The organism is Chitinophaga pinensis DSM 2588, assembly GCF_000024005.1.
Classification (GTDB): Bacteria; Bacteroidota; Bacteroidia; order Chitinophagales; family Chitinophagaceae; genus Chitinophaga; species Chitinophaga pinensis.
Map to the genome: position 1 here is coordinate 1,967,626 of NC_013132.1, position 17,834 is coordinate 1,985,459.

Below are 17,834 nucleotides of genomic sequence, written 5' to 3' on the forward strand. Positions count from 1 at the left end.
AATAAACCAGAACATGGGTCAGAAAACAAATCCTATTGGTAACAGGTTAGGTATCATCAGAGGATGGGACTCCAATTGGTATGGTGGCAAAAAAGATTATGCTACCAAACTGATCGAAGATAACAAGATCAGAACTTACCTGAATGCCCGTATCAACAAAGGTGGCATCTCCAGGATAGTGATTGAAAGAACTTTAGGTAAACTGATCATCACCATTCATACATCTAAACCTGGTATCATCATAGGTAAAGGTGGTGGAGAGGTAGACCGCATCAAGGAAGAACTGAAGAAACTGACATCTAAGGAAGACGTACAGATCAACATTCTGGAAATCCGTCGTCCTGAGATCGATGCAAATATCGTAGCAGAAACCATCGCTAAGCAGATCGAAAGCCGTATCAACTATAAACGTGCGATTAAAATGGCTATCGCTACTGCGCTGAGAATGGGTGCTGAAGGTATCAAGATAAAAGTAGGTGGTCGTCTGGGTGGTGCTGAGATTGCTCGTTCTGAAGAAATGAAACAGGGTCGTGTTCCATTGCATACTTATCGTATGGATATCGACTATGCTTCCCTGTTCGCTCTGACAGTATACGGTAAAATCGGTATCAAAGTATGGATCTGTAAAGGTGAAGTACTCGGTGAACGTGACCTGAATCCTAACGCTATTTCTGCTAAAGATGGCGAAGGTGGTGGACGTACCGGTGGTGGTGACAGAAGAGGCGGTGACAACCGTGGCGGCGACAGAAGAGGCGGTGATAACCGTGGTGGTGACAGAAGAGGCGGTGATAACCGTGGTGGCGGTCGCAGATAAGCTTACTTAACAATTTAACATTAACAATTAACAACATACCAAGATGTTACAGCCAAAGAGAACGAAACACAGGAAGATGCATAAAGGCCGCATCAAAGGTAACGCTAAGCGTGGCGCGGCAATCTCCTTTGGTAGTTTCGGTCTGAAAGCATTAGAACCTAAGTGGATCACCGATAGGCAGATTGAAGCTGCCAGGGTTGCTCTGACCAGGCATATGAAACGTGAAGGTAACGTGTGGATCCGCATATTCCCGGATAAATCTATTACCGCCAAACCACTGGAAGTGAGGATGGGTAAAGGTAAAGGTGCTCCAGATCATTGGGCTGCTGTAGTAAAACCAGGCCGCATCTTGTTTGAGGCGGATGGTGTTCCATTACAGGTTGCTAAAGAAGCAATGGAACTGGCTGCACAGAAACTGCCGATTAAAGTGAAATTTGTAGTGCGTCCCGATTACGTTGCATAATCCCCGCAACCCGCAGGAATGCAAACGCAAAGAGATAAACTATAAACGATAAACCAGAAATAATATACAATGGCAAAAGATAAACTGGATCTTAAAGGCTTAAGCGACCAGGAGCTGAAAGAGAAACTCTCTGAAGAGCAATTACGCCTGAAGAAAATTACATTCAGTCACGCAATCACGCCAATCGAGAATCCAATGAGCATCCGCTCTCTCAGACGTCAGATCGCACAGCTGAAAACCGAGCAGCGTAAAAGAGAACTCGGCGCAAAAGCCTAAATAATAAAATTCATTAGCCCTGCCGGTAAAACGGGAGGGTTAAAGAGTAAATACTTTCAACAATGATCGAAAGAAAATTAAGAAAAACCAGAACTGGCGTGGTATCCAGCAATAAGATGGATAAAACAATCACCGTTAGCGTTGAGCGTAAGGTGAAACACCCAATCTATGGTAAATTCGTTAAGAAAACTACCAAGTTCATGGCGCACGACGAACAAAACGAGTGCAGCATCGGCGATACCGTAAGAATCATGGAAGTTCGCCCTCTGAGCAAAAACAAATGCTGGAGACTGGTAGAAGTTATCGAAAAGGTAAAATAATTATCTGTTTCAAGCTCCATCCGGCATTCCCGGTTGTAGCCGCTGATTAAACAACTTAACAATCTCATAAGATGATACAACAAGAATCAAGGCTGAATGTAGCTGATAACAGTGGTGCCAAAGAGGTACTGTGTATTAGGGTATTAGGCAACTCCGGCCAGGATTACGCTAAAGTGGGCGATAAGATCGTAGTGACTGTGAAGGATGCAATCCCAGGCGGTGGCGTAAAGAAAGGTATGGTAACCAAAGCTGTTATCGTTAGAACTAAAAACAAGCTGCGCCGTAAAGACGGATCTTACATCCGTTTCGACGATAATGCCGTTGTATTGCTGAATAACTCTGACGAGCCACGCGGTACCCGTATTTTCGGTCCGGTTGCCCGTGAGCTGCGCGATAAGGGATACATGAAGATTATCTCTCTGGCTCCCGAGGTGCTGTAAATCAAAGCCTTATACAAGCAGAAAGCATAAAGCCCGAAGTAAAAAACTTTAGGCTTTGTGCTTTCAGCTTGAATGCATATCTTTGCAGCCCGTTTCAAAAACGAAAATTTTAATCAAGCGGAACAGGTTTTCGCTTGGCGTTTTAAATAAACAAATAATGAAAACGAGATTCAAGCCTAAGTTCAACATTAAGAAAGGCGACACGGTAGTGGTGATTGCCGGTGATGACAAGGACAGGACCAAGCCACGCAAAGTGCTGGAAGTGATCCCTGACAAGGCACGCATTCTGGTTGAAGGTGTGAACATCATCACCAAACATACCAAACCAACTGCACAGAACACCAAAGGTGGTATTGTTAAGCAGGAGGCACCTATCGCTATTTCCAATGTAATGTTGTGGGATGCTAAGGCTGGTAAACCTACCAAAGTTAACAGGCAGCGCGAAAATGGTAAATTAGTTCGTATCGCTAAAAAATCAGGGGAGGTAATTAAATAATGGCAAACACTACATATAAACCCAGACTGCAGACTAAATACCGCGAAGAAGTGGTAAATACACTGCACAAGAAATTCAACTACAAGAGCGTAATGCAGGTGCCACGTTTGGTAAAGATCTGTCTGAACCAAGGTATCAATGGCGCTGTTGGAGATAAGAAACTGGTAGATATTGCTGTTGACGAAATGACCCGTATCTCAGGTCAGAAAGCGATCGCTACTTTATCTAAGAAAGATATCTCTAACTTCAAACTGAGAAAGCACATGCCGATTGGTGCCCGCGTAACACTGCGTGGTAACAATATGTATGACTTCCTGGATCGTCTGATCGCAGTTTCCCTGCCACGTGTACGTGACTTCAAAGGTGTGAATGAAAAAGCTTTCGATGGCCGCGGTAACTATACCCTGGGTATCACTGAGCAGATCATCTTCCCTGAGATCGATATCGATAAAGTAACAAAGATCTCCGGTATGGATATCACTTTCGTTACTACGGCGCAGACCAACGAAGAAGCTTATGAGCTTCTGAAAGAACTGGGTATGCCGTTCAAGAATATCAAGAAGGATAATCAATAATCTGATATCAAATTCCAAACCCTGTACGGGATTTGGAATTTGGAATTTATAACTGGAATCATCAACTCATCATGGCAAGAGAATCCGTAAAAGCTCGCGAAAGAAAGAGACAAGCACTGGTGGCTAAGTTCGCAGAAAAGCGTGCCGCTCTGAAAGCAGAAGGTAACTACGCTGAACTGGATCAGCTCCCTAGAAATGCATCTCCTGTTCGCCTGCACAACAGATGTCAGCTTTCCGGTCGTCCAAAAGGTTACATGCGTCACTTTGGTATGTGTCGTAACATGTTCCGCGATCTGGCACTGGCTGGTAAAATCCCTGGCGTAAGAAAAGCTAGCTGGTAAGCCGACACCAGCGATTGCTCCCCCCTGCAACGCAGGCCCGGCAATCGTAAACAGGCAAAGTTTTTTGATCTTCCTATCTATTACTGATTGGATATCGCATTGTAAATCGTTTTTAAATTTTAAAGACAATGGTTACTGATCCAATAGCAGACTTCCTGACCAGAATCCGGAACGCGCAAATGGCCAACCACAGGATTGTGGAAATTCCTGCCTCAAAGCTGAAAAAACGTATCACTGAGATACTGTACGACAAAGGTTATATCCTGAAGTACAAATTCGAAGAAGATAACAAACAAGGTGTTATCAAGATAGCGCTGAAATATGATCCTCAGACTAAGACACCTGCTATCACTGATATGCAGCGTATCAGCCGTCCTGGTTTACGCCAGTACGCTAAGCCTGGAGATTTCAAACGTGTAAAGAACGGTCTGGGTATCGCTATCGTTTCCACTTCTAAAGGTGTAATGACCGATAAAGAAGCTAAAGTACAAAATGTAGGCGGCGAGCTCGTTTGCTTCGTCTATTAATATATATGGTGCTGCACTGATCCTGACAAATTATCTGTTCAGTTATCAGTAACAGACCAACCAATTGGGCCTTCTGACAATTAAGCTTTCTATACGGCGCTGAACACTGAAGGATCCGGCAATTCAAAACATAACAGTAAAAAACTGCAATTATGTCTCGTATAGGTAAAAGTCCTATCAAATTAGCAAGTGGTGTAACAGCTACTGTTTCTGCTGCTAATGAACTGACTGTAAAAGGTCCTAAAGGTGAACTGAAAAGAAGCATCGACAGGGATATCAAGATAGAAGTGGCCGATGGCGTTCTTACAGTAGTTCGTCCGACAGATCAGATCCGTCACCGTGCACTGCATGGTCTGTACCGTGCATTGATCAACAACATGGTGATCGGTGTAACTGAAGGTTTCAAAAAACAACTGGAACTTGTCGGTGTAGGTTATAAAGCCGCTAACCAGGGCCAACTGCTTGACCTGTCTTTGGGTTACTCTCACAACATCGTGATTGAAATCCCTAAAGAACTGAAAGTAGCTACCCTGACTGAAAAGGGTTCTAACCCTAAAATCATGCTGGAAGGTATCGACAACCAGCTGCTGGGTCAGGTAGCCGCTAAAATCCGTAGCCTGCGTAAACCAGAGCCGTACAAAGGTAAAGGTGTTCGCTATAGCGATGAAGTGGTTCGTAAGAAAGCAGGTAAGTCTGCAGGTAAATAATTTTAATTAGCTAATCAGCGCGTGCCGTTGATTAGCTAATTCAACAACATTCCGGCAGTATCGGAATGATTAAAATAAAATCAGAAATGAGCACAAAAGTTAATAGGAGACAGAAGATCCGCTACCGCATCCGTAAAAAGTCTGTAGGTAGTTCACAGAAGCCGAGATTATCTGTATTTCGCAGCAATAGCGACATTTACGTGCAATTGATAGATGACGCTAACGGCGTTACTCTGGCTGCTGCTTCTTCCCGTGATAAAGATATCCAGGCACAGAAAGGTACTAAATCCGAGAAATCTAAACTCGTAGGTGCTGCTCTGGCTACTAAAGCAAAAAATCTGGGTATTACTACCTGCGTTTTTGATCGTGGTGGTTATCTGTATCATGGTCGCGTAAAAAGCGTAGCTGATGGCGCTAGAGAAGGTGGCCTTCAATTCTAAATCAAATTGATTAAATCGTAATTCGCAAATAACAAAATGGCAAAGAATACATTTAATAAAGTAAAGGCCGGTGACCTGGAGCTGAAAGAAAAGGTTGTGGCTATCAACCGTGTTACTAAAACAACTAAAGGCGGACGTACATTCAGTTTTTCTGCTTTGGTAGTAGTAGGTAACGAGCACGGTGTAGTAGGACACGGTCTGGGTAAGGCTAAAGAGGTGCAGGAAGCTATCACTAAAGGTATCGACGATGCTAAGAAAAATCTTATCAAAGTCCCTGTAATGCATGGTACTATTCCTCACGATCAGTTAGCTAAAGAAGGTGCTGCGAAAGTATTGATCAAACCAGCTGCTCATGGTACCGGTGTGATCGCGGGAGGTTCTATGCGTGCCGTACTGGAAAGCGCAGGTATCACCGACGTTCTGGCAAAATCACTGGGTTCTGCTAACCCTCATAACGTGGTAAAAGCTACATTCAAAGCACTGGGTCTCCTGCGTGAGCCGGTTCAGATAGCTAAAACCAGAAGCGTATCACTGAAGAAAGTATTTAACGGATAATAACACTATCCAGTTAACGGGGTGGAAGATCCTTTCCCGGCAATTGTAAAGTGCTAATTCAAATAACACAATGGCAAAGATCAAGATCACTCAGGTAAAAAGTGGTATAGACCGTCCTGAACGTCAGAAGCTCACCCTGAAGGCGCTGGGACTGAAAAAACTGAACGCCACTGTAGAAGTGGAAGCTACCCCCCAGATCCTGGGTATGGTGCGTAAGGTAAATCATCTGGTAAAAGTTGAAGGAGAGCAGGCTTAATAATTTTATTAGCCGGAAAATTATCCTACATTTATATCGGATACTTACGAAATAATAATTACATTTAAAGCGAGCGGTTAATTTCCGCGTAAGTAAAACAATTAATAATGAATCTGCATACGTTACAACCTGCACAGGGTTCCGTACATAAAGAGAAGCGCCTTGGTCGTGGTGAAGCATCCGGTAAAGGTGGTACTTCCACAAAAGGTAATAAAGGTGGTCAGTCACGTGCTGGTTATCAGAGCAAAAGAGGTCACGAAGGTGGTCAGATGCCAATTCAGCGTCGTATGCCAAAACGTGGTTTCAAGAGCTTAAATCCAACTGAATATCAGGTGTTCAACATCGGTCAGATCGACCACCTGGTTGAAAAATATGGTCTCCAGGATTTCTCTCTGGAAAACCTGTACATTAACGGGTTGATCAACAGGACCGCGAAAGTGAAAATCCTGGGTCAGGGAGAATTGAAGGCTAAAGTAACCGCAAAAGTGAATGCGATCAGCGAAAAAGCCAAGCAGCTGATAGAAGCAGCGGGTGGAACGGTAGAGCTGGTATAAAGATTTCACGACTGAGGAGACGCCTACGCAGTAGTGCGTCTTTTCACATTTTATCAAGCCAGAGAAAACAACACAAATCCCGGCCGGAGTTACTGGATAGCAGCTAATGCCTGTTCGGAATTTGGTCCCGCCTCAAACGGGATGAAATTTTGAATATTAAACATTCATCTTCCTGTGAAGAAATTTATCGAAACGATTAAGAATATCTGGAGCATCGAGGATTTGCGTAGCCGCATTCTCACTACATTGCTTCTTGTCCTCATCTATCGTGTAGGATCCTATATCGCGTTACCCGGTATTGATGCCAACAGTTTGGGTATGGGAGAGTTTGCCAACAAGTCTGAAAAGGGTATCCTTGGACTATTCAACATGTTCGCAGGTGGTTCCTTCTCCAGGGCTTCCATTTTTGCTCTTGGCATTATGCCCTATATCTCTGCATCCATAGCCATACAACTGCTTACAATTGCCGTGCCTTATTTCCAGAAATTACAGAAAGAAGGGGAAAGCGGTAGAAAAAAGATTAATCAGTATACCCGTATACTGACAGTGATTGTGACTGGTCTGCAGGCAAGTGCATATGTTGCCTTCCTCAGACAGCAGTCTGCAGGTTCAATAATCCCGGAATACGGTGCAGCTTTCTTCTGGCTGACAACCACTGTAGTGCTTACAGCAGGTACCCTGTTTGTAATGTGGCTGGGTGAGAAAATCACAGACAAAGGTATTGGCAACGGTACTTCTATCATAATCATGGTCGGCATCCTTGCCCGTCTACCTCAGGCGATCATTCAGGAGTTCTCCTCCAGAAACGCGCAGAGTAATGGTGGTGCGATGCTGTTCCTGATAGAGCTGGCTGTATTCGTACTGATCACTATCGGTCTGATCCTGCTGGTACAGGGTACCCGTAAGATCCCGGTAAACTATGCAAAACGTATTGTTGGTAACAAACAGTTCGGCGGTGTACGTCAGTTTATTCCACTGAAAGTAAACGCTGCTGGTGTAATGCCGATCATCTTTGCACAGGCGATCATGTTTATTCCGGCTACAGCTATCGGTTTCGCAACTGACAGCAACTCTGGCTTCATTCGTATCTTCAGTGATCACACAAATGGCTGGTACAACCTGATTTATGCTGTACTGGTAATTGTGTTCACTTATTTCTATACTGCCCTGATATTCAATCCGACCCAAATGGCGGATGAAATGAAACGTAACAACGGTTTCGTACCTGGTGTTAAACCTGGTCAGGCTACCGCTGATTACATCGGCGCTGTAATGGACCGTATCACCCTCCCAGGTGCATTCTTCCTGGCGATGGTTGGTATCCTTCCAGGTGTTGCAGCAGCTGTGAATATCAACAGTAACTTTGCTACCTTCTTCGGAGGTACCTCCCTGCTGATCATGGTGGGCGTTATCCTGGATACGCTCCAGCAAATAGAAAGCCAGCTGCTGATGCGCCATTACGATGGTCTCATGAGCACCGGCCGGATTAAAGGAAGAACAGCTCCGGCTAACGTCTAATTAATCCGGGCTACCTGGCCTAAAAGCCACAGAAGCATAAGACCAACAGTGAGTTTACTCCGCTGCGGGTTTTATGCTTGCGTGGCTTCATCTTTTAAGTAAAGAGCTTTGAGAATTTAATGGCAAGTGCAGGCCCCGTCTTTTATGTGGTTACGATCATTATTGACACGATGTGCAACCGCACTTTCGAAACTGAACTTTCCGAACCCGTTTTTTAGTATGGTGCATTATAAAACTAAGGAAGAAATTGAGCTGATGCGCAAAAGCGCATTACTTGTGAGCGCTACGCTGGAAGAAGTAGCTAAGCATCTGAAGCCGGGTATGTCTACCCTGGAGATTGATGCGATCGTGGAGAATTTCATCGTTGCAAACGGCGCCGTTCCTTCATTCAAAAACTACAAAGGATTTCCTAAGAGCTGCTGTATCTCTGTAAACGCAGAGGTTGTACACGGTATTCCGAATTCTTATGTATTACAGGACGGCGATATCGTCAGCGTTGATGTTGGGGTATTACTGAACGGATATCATGGCGATAGTGCCTACACTTTCGCTATCGGTAATGTAAAGCCGGAAGTGCTGGAACTGATGAAAGCAACCAAGGCAGCATTGTATAAAGGTATAGAAAAAGCTGTGGCTGGTAACCGTATCGGTGATATCGCCCATGCTATTCAGGATTATACCGAAAAACAGCGCGGTTACGGCGTTGTTCGCGAGCTGGTGGGACATGGACTTGGAAAGAACCTCCACGAGGATCCTCAGGTCCCTAACTACGGTAAACGCGGCAGCGGTCCTATCATGAAGGAAGGTCTGGTGATAGCAATTGAACCAATGATCAACCTGGGCGTAAAAGAAGTGGAATATATGGAAGATGGCTGGACCGTTATCACACGGGATGAAAAGCCTTCTGTTCATTTTGAACACAACGTGGCCGTAATGAAAGGCAAACCGGACATACTTTCTTCATTTGAAGGTATTGAAAGGGCAGAAAAGAATAACCCTGCTCTTAGCTCAAGTCACTGATTATCAATGAATAACCGTGAATAGAAAAAATTATCCACAATAATTGTTCACGGTTGGATCATTAATTTTTCTTTTTCTTAAGATTTCACTATCTTTGCAGTCCTAAAAATTTTTATGGCAAAACAGGCACTCATTAAACAGGATGGAATAATACTAGAAGCCTTGTCTAACGCTATGTTCAGAGTAAAGTTAGAGAACGGGCACGAGATTTTGGCGACCATTTCCGGTAAGATGAGAATGCACTATATCCGCATCCTGCCTGGTGACAAAGTAGGGGTTGAGATGAGTCCATACGATTTGAGCAGAGGCAGAATCATATTCAGATATAAATAACAATACAGACTTATAATTTATAACTTATGAGGGTAAGAGCTTCCATAAAAAAAAGAAGCGCAGATTGTAAAATCGTGCGCAGGAAGGGTAAATTGTTGGTAATCAACAAAAAGAATCCCCGTTTTAAGCAACGTCAGGGATAATTTAATTAATAAGTAACAAAGTAAATTAAACTACAAATATGGCACGTATAGCCGGTATCGATCTTCCTAAAAATAAAAGAGGAGAAATTGGCCTGACCTACATCTTTGGTATTGGTCGTTCTACCGCTCAATATATTCTGGAGAAATCTGGTATAGACTTCAACAAGAAAGTTAAAGACTGGAACGATGATGAGCAGGCTGCAATCCGTAACGTTATCAACGGTGAGTTTAAAGTAGAAGGTCAGCTGCGTTCAGAAGTGCAGATGAATATTAAACGTCTGTTGGATATAGCTTGTTATCGTGGTCTTCGTCACAGAAAAGGCTTACCACTGAGAGGTCAGCGTACCCGTACCAATAGCCGTACCCGTAAAGGTAAACGTAAAACGGTTGCAGGTAAGAAGAAAGCGCCTAAGAAATAAACTTGATAATACAAATAACAAGTTCCGGTTTCCAGTAGTCGTATATATGGCAAGAGGAATCTGGAACCTGGAACCTGGAACCTGGAATTTTATATAATTATGGCAAAAGCACAAAATACAAAAACTGCTGCTAACAAAAAGAGAGTAGTTAAAGTTGATAACTACGGTGATGTTCACATCTCTGCTAGCTTCAACAACATCATCATCAGCATTACCAACAAACAGGGTCAGGTTATCTCCTGGTCTACTGCAGGTAAGATGGGCTTCAAAGGTTCTAAAAAGAACACTCCGTATGCAGCTCAGCTGGCTGCTTCTGACGCTGCAAAAACAGCAATGGAAGCAGGTCTGAAAAGAGCTGATGTTTTTGTAAAAGGCCCAGGTGCTGGTCGTGAGAGCGCAATCCGTGCGATCGCTAACTCCGGTATCGAGGTTAACATGATCAAAGACGTAACTCCTTTACCTCACAACGGTTGCCGTCCTCCTAAGAAGAGAAGGGTATAGGATTCAAAATATTCTGTGGTATTTCGAAAGTGGAAGGACTGGAATATTTTCGGTCTGCTGCTTTCGAATTTCCGCTTGAGAGTTTTATTAAATAATTGGGTGTATGATCAGGTTTAAGATTTTTTAAAGATCATACACCGAAACTAAAAAATCTATTAAAGAAAATGGCAAGGTATACAGGACCAAAGACCAAGATCTCCAGAATTTTTGGAGAACCGATTTTAGGAAACGGTAAATATTTAGGCAAGAACAGTAACCCTCCGGGTCAGCACGGTGTAAGCCGTAAACGTAAACAGCTGGGTGAATACGCACTGCAGCTGCGTGAAAAACAGAAAGCGAAATACACTTATGGTGTACTGGAGCGCCAGTTCGCTAACCTGTTCGTTGAAGCTAACCGTCGTAAAGGTGTTACCGGTGAAGTATTGATCAAATTGCTGGAAGCACGTCTGGATAACGCAGTATTCCGTCTCGGTATCGCTCCTTCCCGTCCTGCTGCACGTCAGCTGGTTTCTCACAAACATATCACTGTTAACGGCCAGGTAATGAACGTGCCTTCTTACCAGCTGAAACCAGGCGATATCATCGGTCTGAAAGCATCTGCAACAACCAACACCGCTATCACAAGCAATATCCGTGGTAAAAATCCTAAATTCAGCTGGCTGGATTGGAATGAAAAGGAACTGAAAGGTACTTTCATTGCATATCCTGAGAGAGAGAGCGTTCCTGAGAACATTAAGGAGCAGCTGATAGTAGAATTGTACTCTAAATAATAATATGTCTTTAGCCGTTAAGCATGGGTCATTAGTTACCAGCGTATTTAATGTACGTAGGTTGCTAAGGGCTGCATGTTAATGGCTAAAGCCAGTTTTACATAAACAATTAAACTTAACATATCAATGGCAATTCTGAATTTCCAAAAGCCTGATAAGATCGTTTTGCAGAAGTCAACTGACTTTGAAGCTCAATTCGAATTCCGGCCGTTAGAACCGGGTTACGGTGTGACTGTGGGTAATGCGCTGCGTCGTGTGCTCCTGTCATCTCTGGAGGGTTATGCCATTGTGGGAATAAAGATTGAAGGTGCTGATCATGAGTTTGCAACTTTAAAAGGGATCACTGAAGACGTAACTGAAATCATCCTGAATCTGAAACAGGTACGTTTCAAACGCATCGTTGAGAACGAAGTTAACAACGAGAAAATTCAGATCTCTATTAAAGGTAAAACTGAGTTCCGTGCTGACATGATCGAAAAAGCAACCAGTGCTTTCCAGATCATGAATCCTGAATTGCTTATCTGTACGCTGGATCCATCTGCAAAGCTGGATATCGAATTAACTATCGGTAAAGGCCGTGGTTATGTGCCAGCTGAAGAGAATAAACCTAAAGATGCCGTTTTCGGTTATATCGCGATCGACTCTATCTTTACGCCAATCAAAAACGTAAAGTATAGCATCGAGAACACCCGTGTGGAACAAAAGACTGACTATGAGAAACTGATCATGGAAGTGATCACTGATGGTACAATCCACCCGGAAGAAGCTGTAAAACAAGCCTCCCGTATACTGATTCAGCACCTGATGATCATCACCGATGAAAACATCAGCTTCGATACTAAAGATACCGAGAAGGAAGATGTGGTTGACGAACAGACACTGCAGCTGCGTAAAATCCTGAAAACGCCGCTGGAAGATCTGGATCTGAGCGTTCGTGCCTTCAACTGTCTGAAAGCAGCTAAGATTAACTCCCTGAGCGAACTGGTACAGTACGAGCAGGAAGAACTGATGAAGTTCAGAAACTTCGGTCAGAAATCTCTCAGCGAAATCGAACAAGTACTGAACGAAAGAGGTTTACATTTCGGTATGGATCTGTCCAAACTGAAATTAGACGAAGAATAGTCGAAATCAATTAGAACATAAGTACCCTGTAATTCCTGACACGGTACAGGGGAATCTTTAAAAACAAAGCGTCATGCGTCACGGAGTAAAATTAAACCGCCTCAGCAGAACTTCTGCTCACCGTCAAGCCCTGTTATCTAACCTGGCTATGGAACTGATTAAGCACAAACGTATCACTACCACCCTGGCGAAAGCTAAGGCGCTGCGTGTGTATGTTGAGCCACTGCTGACAAGAGCAAAAAGCGATTCTACCCACAACCGTAGAATTGTATTCAGCTACCTGCAGGATAAAGAGGCAATCAAAGAACTGTTCGGTGCTATCAGCGAGAAAATCGCTAACCGTCCAGGTGGTTACACTCGTATCATTAAATTAGGCAAACGTGTTGGTGACAACGCGGAAACTGCGCTGATTGAACTGGTAGACTTTAACGAAATCTATGGCGGTAAAGTTGCAACTGAAGCAGCTCCAGCTAAGAAAACACGTCGTGCCGGCGGTAGCAAGAAAAAAGCTGAAGAAGGCACTACTTCAACTGAAGAAAAAGCAGCTGAATAATTATTTAGCATTCGCTTCAATTCATAAAGAAAGTCCCGGAGTTTACTCCGGGATTTTTTTTTGCTCCTTTCCCTTCATCTGTAAAAGCGGATACAGATTAATTATATTTTTTTGTAATATCGTGGCTGGAAATGAAAACAGCGGGAAGATCCGTTTAAAACTACTCTATATCTTATGACTTACCTGAAATGTAAAAGTTGCGGGCACTACAATGAATTAAAATCAGAATTTCTCACCTTTTGCGCTGAATGTGGCAAAAAACTGTCCCCTAACTATGCCGACTGGAAATTAAAGAATCCAGAAGGCACCTTTGAACAATTCCAGCACGAAACCGGCATAAAGCCTAAAAAAGCAAGAACCAACCATCTCGGTTTATTGCAGCAACGTTACCTGGCCTGGGCCGGCAGACGTGGTGTTATTATTACTATTATCCTTGTTATCGGCCTGGCAGCCGTAGCTGGTGGTTATATTGGCAAGAAAGTCGTATTCAACCTGATCTATCCGAAAATCAATAAAGCCTGGTTGTATTCCTCCTGGGAGACCGTCAAAATAGGTCGTCAAACTATCGAGATCAGCACACCGATGCACCTGGGGGTAAATGACAGGCCCCTGGCGCCGGAAATCGCTCAATTTGTGGAATACGCTAAAAGCTACCGGAACAGGGTAGAAGAGGGCATGCAGGTGGAAGTGAACATGTACAGCTATCGCCCGAACGTATCCAATGACCTGGAAGTTGCCGGAGCAGCAGCAGCTACAGAGATGAAAAAGAACCAGGAAATCTCCGATCTCCAATATAAGACCGATACCCTGACACAAAATGGTATGTCTGCCCTTCTACAAGAGGGAAGTTTTATTTATAAGAACGGCATCCGCCTTGCTTTCTCTAATTTGTTGATGGTGAATGGACAGCATCGCTGGGAGATTGTAATCAGGTACCGGGAGGACGATACTTTAGCTTTAGCAACGGCACATCGTATTATAAAATCGATTGATGTCAAATAATTGAGTGGAAAGATTAACAATTAATGGGTGGAATTCTTAATTGTTAACCATTTATTCAATAACTTTGCACGATTTTTTAAAACGAAAAAATAAGCATGCCTCAGACTAGATCGATCCAGCCGGCTGTACTGTTATTAGATGACGGAACAGTATTTTACGGAAAAGCTTTTGGTAAAATAGGCACCGCCGCCGGTGAATTGTGTTTTAACACTGGAATGACAGGATACCAGGAAGTATTTACGGATCCTTCATACAAAGGCCAGGTCCTGATCATGAACAATTGTTACGTTGGTAACTATGGCGTTAAAAAAGACGACGTAGAAAGTGACGATGTGAAGATCAGTGGATTGATATGTAAAAATATCGCTTACAACTATTCCCGCCAGATGGCTGACGGTTCTTTGGAAAAATTCCTGTCAGACAATAACCTGGTAGCGATCCATGATGTAGATACCAGAGCATTGGTTGCTCATATCCGCAGCAAAGGTGCAATGAACTGTATTATTTCTTCGGAGATCCTGGATGTAGAACAGCTGAAAACGAAGTTACAGCAGGTTCCTTCTATGGAAGGTCTGGCGCTGTGTGCTGAAGTATCTACCAAAGAAGCTTATAATGTAGGTAATCCGGATGCTGAAATCCGTATTGCAGTACTGGATAATGGCGTAAAGCGTAACATGCTGAAATGCCTCTCCGAAAAAGGCGCTTACCTGCAGGTATTCCCTACAGATACACCATTTGAAGAGTGTGAAAAATTTAAACCAAACGCGTATTTCATCTCTAACGGACCTGGTGACCCGGCTCCACTGAAATATGCTGTTGACACTGTTAAAAAGATCCTGAACGCAAATAAACCAATGTTCGGTATCTGTCTCGGACATCAGTTGCTGGCGCTGGCAAATGATATCCCTACATATAAAATGCACCATGGTCACCGCGGTCTGAACCACCCGGTAAAGAACCTGGCAACTGGTCGTTGTGAGATCACCACCCAGAACCACGGTTTTGCGGTAGATCCAAAGGCAATTGCTGCCAGCGAAACAGTAGAAGTAACACACGTGAACCTGAACGATTCTTCTATCGAGGGTATCCGTATCAAGAATAAACCGGCATTCTCCGTACAGTACCATCCGGAATCAACTCCTGGTCCTCACGATAGCCGTTATTTGTTTGATGACTTCTTTAACATGATCAAAGCGAACATGTAAATCTGCTGAAGATAAAAATAAAAGAGGCGGTCCTGATTGCAGGCCGCCTTTTTTTGTTTGGTTATAGTTTGTCAACAGGTGTGTTCGGTATTAAGGGTATTTTTCTATAAAAGATTGGTTATCAATTATCTTGTTGAGTATAGTGCAAAAAAATACGGCTCCGTGATCGGAGCCGTTTGCCTTTATAAATTCCACGTTATGAAAAACTGATACAAAAATACGGTATTTTGCTAAAACGTTTTAGTTTCTATCTAACTTTTTTACAGAAATCTGATAAATCATACTTCCGTGTTATTAATTCTGCTTTTTCAGAATTATAGATCGAAGTTCCACAATCTAAAACGCTTATCGAAATTCTTAAGGTTAAATTTATGCTAAACAAGTGTTCTTCCAAGCTCACTCCTCTTTACTTTCCCACTTGTCTGCTTGCCTTTCGCACTTCAAATATACAAAGAAAATTGAAGTAAAAAACATTTAGTGCAATAAAAAACAGTTTTTGTTTTAAGAATTGGCACATATGTTTTTTCTTAATGTAAAAAAAGGGCCGTTTTGGCCCTTTTTTTATCAAAAGTAGAAAATATCTATTATATAGAATTTAAACTAATGTGTATTATTGCTGACCGGCTAGTGTTGCTTCCTTCACAGCGGTACGACCTGGATACACCTCAAGTGCCTTTGCAAGACAGATCATCGCATTTTTGATGTCTTGCGTGTTAAGTACATATGCGAGGCGTACTTCGTCTGTTCCCAGACCCTGCGTAGCATAGAAGCCCGTAGCAGGGGAGAGCATTACCGTCTGCTGCTCATAAGAGAACGATTCCAGTAACCATTGGCAGAATTTGTCGGAATTATCAATCGGCAATCTGGCGATAGCATAAAATGCTCCTCCGGGATTCGGACAGAAAACGCCTGGAATATCATTCAGCATACTCACCAGCACATCGCGACGGCTGAGGTATGCTGCTTTAATCTCGTCAAAATAGTTTAACGGGAGATCAATCGCAGCTTCACCGGCGATCTGCGCAAAGGAAGGAGGACTCAGACGTGCCTGGGCGAATTTCATTACCGCATCCAGTACTGTCTGGTTTTTAGTCACCAGCGCACCGATTCTGCCCCCGCAGGCGCTGTAACGTTTGGAAATGGTATCCATCAGGATCACATTTTCTTCCAGGCCTTCCAGGTTCATGGCAGAGAAATGTTCACCGGTATAGCAAAACTCGCGGTATGCCTCATCGGAGAACAGGTAAAGGTTATGACGAAGACACAAATCCTTTAATATGGAAAGTTCTTCTTTACTATATAGATAACCGGTTGGGTTGTTTGGATTGCAGATCATGATCGCTTTGGTACGGGGCGTGATCGCTTTCTCAAATGCTTCCATTGCCGGCAGGGCAAAGCCAGTTTCAATATTTGCGGTAATGGTACGTACATGTACGCCTGCCTCGATTGCAAAACCATTATAGTTAGCATAGAAAGGCTCAGGAACCAGTACTTCATCTCCTGCATCCAGGCAGGCCATAAAGGCAAACAGAATCGCCTCAGAACCGCCAGTGGTAACGATGATCTGCTGATGGTTCAGCTTGATACCGAATCGCTCATAATAGGTCACCAGTTTACGGCGGTAGCTTTCGTTACCTGCGCTGTGACTGTATTCAAGTACTTTGAAGTCTGAATGACGTACTGCATCCAGTACTGGTTTTGGTGTTTCAATATCCGGCTGACCGATATTGAGGTGATAAACCCTGGTTCCGTTTTTTTTGGCTGCTTCTGCGTAAGGAACCAGCTTCCTGATAGGAGAAGGTGGCATTTGCTCCCCTCTCTTACTAATGGTAGGCATAAATTGTTTTGATTTTGAGTATACAAAGGTAGTGGTTATGGGGCTATCTGCGGCTAAGAATGATTGACGTGGACGGTAGCTGTTACCTGCCATAAAAAACGCCTTACAGTGTTACTGTAAGGCGTTTTTTACGTTTATAAGGTAGTTGTAATGATTAGTTTTCAACTGTACCTGTCAGGTGAAGTTCTTTATCCTGGTCAACACCTTTCAACCTTACCCAAACAGTTTTGTTCTGCTGACCAACGCTGTTTGCGCTATAGCTGGCAGTTACTTTACCTTTCTTACCTGGCAGAATTGGTTCTTTAGTCCATGTAGGAGTAGTACAACCGCAACTAGCACGGGCAGTTTCGATCAGAACTGGTTCTTTAGTAGTGTTTGTGAATTCAAAATCAACTGAAACAGGCTTGTTCAGCTTGGTCTTACCGAAATCGATAGTTTCCTGTTTGAATTTCACTTTTGCATCAACAGGGTTTCCGGTCTGTGTCTGCGCCCAGAGAGCTGTGGTTAACAGCATGCTCGCAAATAGGGATAAGATAAATTTTTTCATGTATAATGTGGTTTTAAAACGATTGGTTAAAAAAAAGATCATCGTTTACTTAGTAACAAATTTACAGCCAAATTTAATGTGGCGCCTAAGAATTTATTAA

27 protein-coding genes are annotated in these 17,834 nt (G+C 43.3%); 25 read left to right on the forward strand and 2 right to left on the reverse strand.

Going from position 1 to position 17,834, the window contains the following annotated elements:
* Positions 1–13 precede the first annotated feature (13 nt).
* The 25 genes from rpsC to carA all read left to right on the forward strand — a co-directional run bounded on the left by rpsC (position 14) and on the right by carA (position 15,350).
* Entirely contained in the window at positions 14–814 is an 801-nt protein-coding gene (rpsC, locus tag CPIN_RS08140; protein ID WP_012789293.1) for a 30S ribosomal protein S3, read from the forward strand.
* A gap of 43 nt (positions 815–857) precedes the next feature.
* The gene (gene rplP / locus CPIN_RS08145) at positions 858–1,277 is read left to right on the forward strand and encodes a 50S ribosomal protein L16 (protein WP_012789294.1); all 420 of its coding nucleotides are present in this window, start codon (positions 858–860) and stop codon (positions 1,275–1,277) included.
* Positions 1,278–1,346: 69 nt separating this feature from the next.
* The gene (rpmC, locus tag CPIN_RS08150) at positions 1,347–1,553 is read left to right on the forward strand and encodes a 50S ribosomal protein L29 (RefSeq protein ID WP_012789295.1); all 207 of its coding nucleotides are present in this window, start codon (positions 1,347–1,349) and stop codon (positions 1,551–1,553) included.
* 62 nt (positions 1,554–1,615) lie between these two features.
* Positions 1,616–1,873: a 30S ribosomal protein S17 gene (gene rpsQ, locus CPIN_RS08155; RefSeq protein ID WP_012789296.1), complete on the forward strand. Its 258-nt coding sequence runs from the start codon at positions 1,616–1,618 to the stop codon at positions 1,871–1,873.
* Positions 1,874–1,944: 71 nt separating this feature from the next.
* Positions 1,945–2,313, forward strand: coding sequence for a 50S ribosomal protein L14 (gene rplN, locus CPIN_RS08160; RefSeq protein WP_012789297.1), 369 nt, complete (start codon positions 1,945–1,947; stop codon positions 2,311–2,313).
* Positions 2,314–2,470: 157 nt separating this feature from the next.
* Positions 2,471–2,809: a 50S ribosomal protein L24 gene (rplX, locus tag CPIN_RS08165; RefSeq protein WP_012789298.1), complete on the forward strand. Its 339-nt coding sequence runs from the start codon at positions 2,471–2,473 to the stop codon at positions 2,807–2,809.
* On the forward strand, positions 2,809–3,384 hold the full coding sequence (gene rplE, locus CPIN_RS08170) for a 50S ribosomal protein L5 (RefSeq protein WP_012789299.1): 576 nt from the start codon (positions 2,809–2,811) through the stop codon (positions 3,382–3,384). The genes rplX and rplE overlap by 1 nt, the downstream gene beginning before the upstream one ends.
* Positions 3,385–3,455: 71 nt before the next feature.
* Positions 3,456–3,725 (forward strand): 30S ribosomal protein S14, encoded by a 270-nt coding sequence (gene rpsN / locus CPIN_RS08175; protein ID WP_012789300.1) that lies wholly within the window; start codon positions 3,456–3,458, stop codon positions 3,723–3,725.
* Positions 3,726–3,853: 128 nt separating this feature from the next.
* Positions 3,854–4,252 (forward strand): 30S ribosomal protein S8, encoded by a 399-nt coding sequence (gene rpsH / locus CPIN_RS08180; protein ID WP_012789301.1) that lies wholly within the window; start codon positions 3,854–3,856, stop codon positions 4,250–4,252.
* 152 nt (positions 4,253–4,404) lie between these two features.
* Positions 4,405–4,959: a 50S ribosomal protein L6 gene (gene rplF, locus CPIN_RS08185; protein ID WP_012789302.1), complete on the forward strand. Its 555-nt coding sequence runs from the start codon at positions 4,405–4,407 to the stop codon at positions 4,957–4,959.
* An 86-nt stretch (positions 4,960–5,045) separates the two neighbouring features.
* Positions 5,046–5,399 carry a 50S ribosomal protein L18 gene (rplR, locus tag CPIN_RS08190; protein ID WP_012789303.1) on the forward strand — a complete coding sequence of 118 codons (354 nt, stop codon included), beginning with the start codon at positions 5,046–5,048 and terminating at the stop codon, positions 5,397–5,399.
* A gap of 36 nt (positions 5,400–5,435) precedes the next feature.
* The gene (gene rpsE, locus CPIN_RS08195; RefSeq protein WP_012789304.1) at positions 5,436–5,954 is read left to right on the forward strand and encodes a 30S ribosomal protein S5; all 519 of its coding nucleotides are present in this window, start codon (positions 5,436–5,438) and stop codon (positions 5,952–5,954) included.
* Between the two features lie 70 nt (positions 5,955–6,024).
* Positions 6,025–6,210 (forward strand): 50S ribosomal protein L30, encoded by a 186-nt coding sequence (gene rpmD, locus CPIN_RS08200; protein WP_012789305.1) that lies wholly within the window; start codon positions 6,025–6,027, stop codon positions 6,208–6,210.
* A 107-nt stretch (positions 6,211–6,317) separates the two neighbouring features.
* Positions 6,318–6,764 (forward strand): 50S ribosomal protein L15, encoded by a 447-nt coding sequence (rplO, locus tag CPIN_RS08205; protein WP_012789306.1) that lies wholly within the window; start codon positions 6,318–6,320, stop codon positions 6,762–6,764.
* Positions 6,765–6,938: 174 nt separating this feature from the next.
* On the forward strand, positions 6,939–8,282 hold the full coding sequence (gene secY, locus CPIN_RS08210) for a preprotein translocase subunit SecY (RefSeq protein WP_012789307.1): 1,344 nt from the start codon (positions 6,939–6,941) through the stop codon (positions 8,280–8,282).
* Between the two features lie 219 nt (positions 8,283–8,501).
* Positions 8,502–9,302, forward strand: coding sequence for a type I methionyl aminopeptidase (map, locus tag CPIN_RS08215; RefSeq protein ID WP_012789308.1), 801 nt, complete (start codon positions 8,502–8,504; stop codon positions 9,300–9,302).
* Between the two features lie 114 nt (positions 9,303–9,416).
* Entirely contained in the window at positions 9,417–9,635 is a 219-nt protein-coding gene (gene infA, locus CPIN_RS08220) for a translation initiation factor IF-1 (protein WP_012789309.1), read from the forward strand.
* 26 nt (positions 9,636–9,661) lie between these two features.
* Positions 9,662–9,778, forward strand: coding sequence for a 50S ribosomal protein L36 (rpmJ, locus tag CPIN_RS37560; RefSeq protein ID WP_012789310.1), 117 nt, complete (start codon positions 9,662–9,664; stop codon positions 9,776–9,778).
* Positions 9,779–9,816: 38 nt separating this feature from the next.
* Positions 9,817–10,197, forward strand: coding sequence for a 30S ribosomal protein S13 (gene rpsM / locus CPIN_RS08225; protein ID WP_012789311.1), 381 nt, complete (start codon positions 9,817–9,819; stop codon positions 10,195–10,197).
* 99 nt (positions 10,198–10,296) lie between these two features.
* A complete protein-coding gene (rpsK, locus tag CPIN_RS08230; RefSeq protein WP_012789312.1) occupies positions 10,297–10,698 on the forward strand; it encodes a 30S ribosomal protein S11 in 402 nt (133 codons plus the stop codon).
* A gap of 164 nt (positions 10,699–10,862) precedes the next feature.
* Positions 10,863–11,468 carry a 30S ribosomal protein S4 gene (rpsD, locus tag CPIN_RS08235; protein ID WP_012789313.1) on the forward strand — a complete coding sequence of 202 codons (606 nt, stop codon included), beginning with the start codon at positions 10,863–10,865 and terminating at the stop codon, positions 11,466–11,468.
* Positions 11,469–11,594: 126 nt separating this feature from the next.
* On the forward strand, positions 11,595–12,590 hold the full coding sequence (locus CPIN_RS08240; protein ID WP_012789314.1) for a DNA-directed RNA polymerase subunit alpha: 996 nt from the start codon (positions 11,595–11,597) through the stop codon (positions 12,588–12,590).
* A gap of 73 nt (positions 12,591–12,663) precedes the next feature.
* Positions 12,664–13,143: a 50S ribosomal protein L17 gene (rplQ, locus tag CPIN_RS08245; RefSeq protein ID WP_012789315.1), complete on the forward strand. Its 480-nt coding sequence runs from the start codon at positions 12,664–12,666 to the stop codon at positions 13,141–13,143.
* Between the two features lie 174 nt (positions 13,144–13,317).
* Positions 13,318–14,145, forward strand: coding sequence for a hypothetical protein (locus CPIN_RS08250; RefSeq protein WP_012789316.1), 828 nt, complete (start codon positions 13,318–13,320; stop codon positions 14,143–14,145).
* Positions 14,146–14,240: 95 nt separating this feature from the next.
* On the forward strand, positions 14,241–15,350 hold the full coding sequence (carA, locus tag CPIN_RS08255; protein ID WP_012789317.1) for a glutamine-hydrolyzing carbamoyl-phosphate synthase small subunit: 1,110 nt from the start codon (positions 14,241–14,243) through the stop codon (positions 15,348–15,350).
* Positions 15,351–15,960: 610 nt separating this feature from the next.
* Here carA and CPIN_RS08260 read toward each other — a convergent pair.
* Together CPIN_RS08260 and CPIN_RS08265 are read right to left on the reverse strand one after the other, a co-directional pair.
* A complete protein-coding gene (locus tag CPIN_RS08260) occupies positions 15,961–17,187 on the reverse strand; it encodes a pyridoxal phosphate-dependent aminotransferase (protein WP_012789318.1) in 1,227 nt (408 codons plus the stop codon).
* 154 nt (positions 17,188–17,341) lie between these two features.
* Positions 17,342–17,734 carry a DUF1573 domain-containing protein gene (locus CPIN_RS08265; protein ID WP_012789319.1) on the reverse strand — a complete coding sequence of 131 codons (393 nt, stop codon included), beginning with the start codon at positions 17,732–17,734 and terminating at the stop codon, positions 17,342–17,344.
* Positions 17,735–17,834: the final 100 nt, after the last annotated feature.

Coding starts and splice junctions, on each gene's coding strand:
- rplN (WP_012789297.1), top strand. CDS start 1,945: ATGATACAACAAGAATCAAGGCTGAATGTAGCTGATAACAGTGGTGCC.
- rplE (WP_012789299.1), top strand. CDS start 2,809: ATGGCAAACACTACATATAAACCCAGACTGCAGACTAAATACCGCGAA.
- rpsE (WP_012789304.1), top strand. CDS start 5,436: ATGGCAAAGAATACATTTAATAAAGTAAAGGCCGGTGACCTGGAGCTG.
- map (WP_012789308.1), top strand. CDS start 8,502: ATGGTGCATTATAAAACTAAGGAAGAAATTGAGCTGATGCGCAAAAGC.
- rpsC (WP_012789293.1), top strand. CDS start 14: ATGGGTCAGAAAACAAATCCTATTGGTAACAGGTTAGGTATCATCAGA.
- rpsD (WP_012789313.1), top strand. CDS start 10,863: ATGGCAAGGTATACAGGACCAAAGACCAAGATCTCCAGAATTTTTGGA.
- CPIN_RS08240 (WP_012789314.1), top strand. CDS start 11,595: ATGGCAATTCTGAATTTCCAAAAGCCTGATAAGATCGTTTTGCAGAAG.
- rplF (WP_012789302.1), top strand. CDS start 4,405: ATGTCTCGTATAGGTAAAAGTCCTATCAAATTAGCAAGTGGTGTAACA.
- rplR (WP_012789303.1), top strand. CDS start 5,046: ATGAGCACAAAAGTTAATAGGAGACAGAAGATCCGCTACCGCATCCGT.
- rpsM (WP_012789311.1), top strand. CDS start 9,817: ATGGCACGTATAGCCGGTATCGATCTTCCTAAAAATAAAAGAGGAGAA.
- rpsQ (WP_012789296.1), top strand. CDS start 1,616: ATGATCGAAAGAAAATTAAGAAAAACCAGAACTGGCGTGGTATCCAGC.
- carA (WP_012789317.1), top strand. CDS start 14,241: ATGCCTCAGACTAGATCGATCCAGCCGGCTGTACTGTTATTAGATGAC.
- rplO (WP_012789306.1), top strand. CDS start 6,318: ATGAATCTGCATACGTTACAACCTGCACAGGGTTCCGTACATAAAGAG.
- rplX (WP_012789298.1), top strand. CDS start 2,471: ATGAAAACGAGATTCAAGCCTAAGTTCAACATTAAGAAAGGCGACACG.
- CPIN_RS08260 (WP_012789318.1), bottom strand. CDS start 17,187: ATGCCTACCATTAGTAAGAGAGGGGAGCAAATGCCACCTTCTCCTATC.
- rplP (WP_012789294.1), top strand. CDS start 858: ATGTTACAGCCAAAGAGAACGAAACACAGGAAGATGCATAAAGGCCGC.
- rpmD (WP_012789305.1), top strand. CDS start 6,025: ATGGCAAAGATCAAGATCACTCAGGTAAAAAGTGGTATAGACCGTCCT.
- rpsN (WP_012789300.1), top strand. CDS start 3,456: ATGGCAAGAGAATCCGTAAAAGCTCGCGAAAGAAAGAGACAAGCACTG.
- rpsH (WP_012789301.1), top strand. CDS start 3,854: ATGGTTACTGATCCAATAGCAGACTTCCTGACCAGAATCCGGAACGCG.
- CPIN_RS08250 (WP_012789316.1), top strand. CDS start 13,318: ATGACTTACCTGAAATGTAAAAGTTGCGGGCACTACAATGAATTAAAA.
- rpmC (WP_012789295.1), top strand. CDS start 1,347: ATGGCAAAAGATAAACTGGATCTTAAAGGCTTAAGCGACCAGGAGCTG.
- rpsK (WP_012789312.1), top strand. CDS start 10,297: ATGGCAAAAGCACAAAATACAAAAACTGCTGCTAACAAAAAGAGAGTA.
- rpmJ (WP_012789310.1), top strand. CDS start 9,662: ATGAGGGTAAGAGCTTCCATAAAAAAAAGAAGCGCAGATTGTAAAATC.
- infA (WP_012789309.1), top strand. CDS start 9,417: ATGGCAAAACAGGCACTCATTAAACAGGATGGAATAATACTAGAAGCC.
- rplQ (WP_012789315.1), top strand. CDS start 12,664: ATGCGTCACGGAGTAAAATTAAACCGCCTCAGCAGAACTTCTGCTCAC.
- CPIN_RS08265 (WP_012789319.1), bottom strand. CDS start 17,734: ATGAAAAAATTTATCTTATCCCTATTTGCGAGCATGCTGTTAACCACA.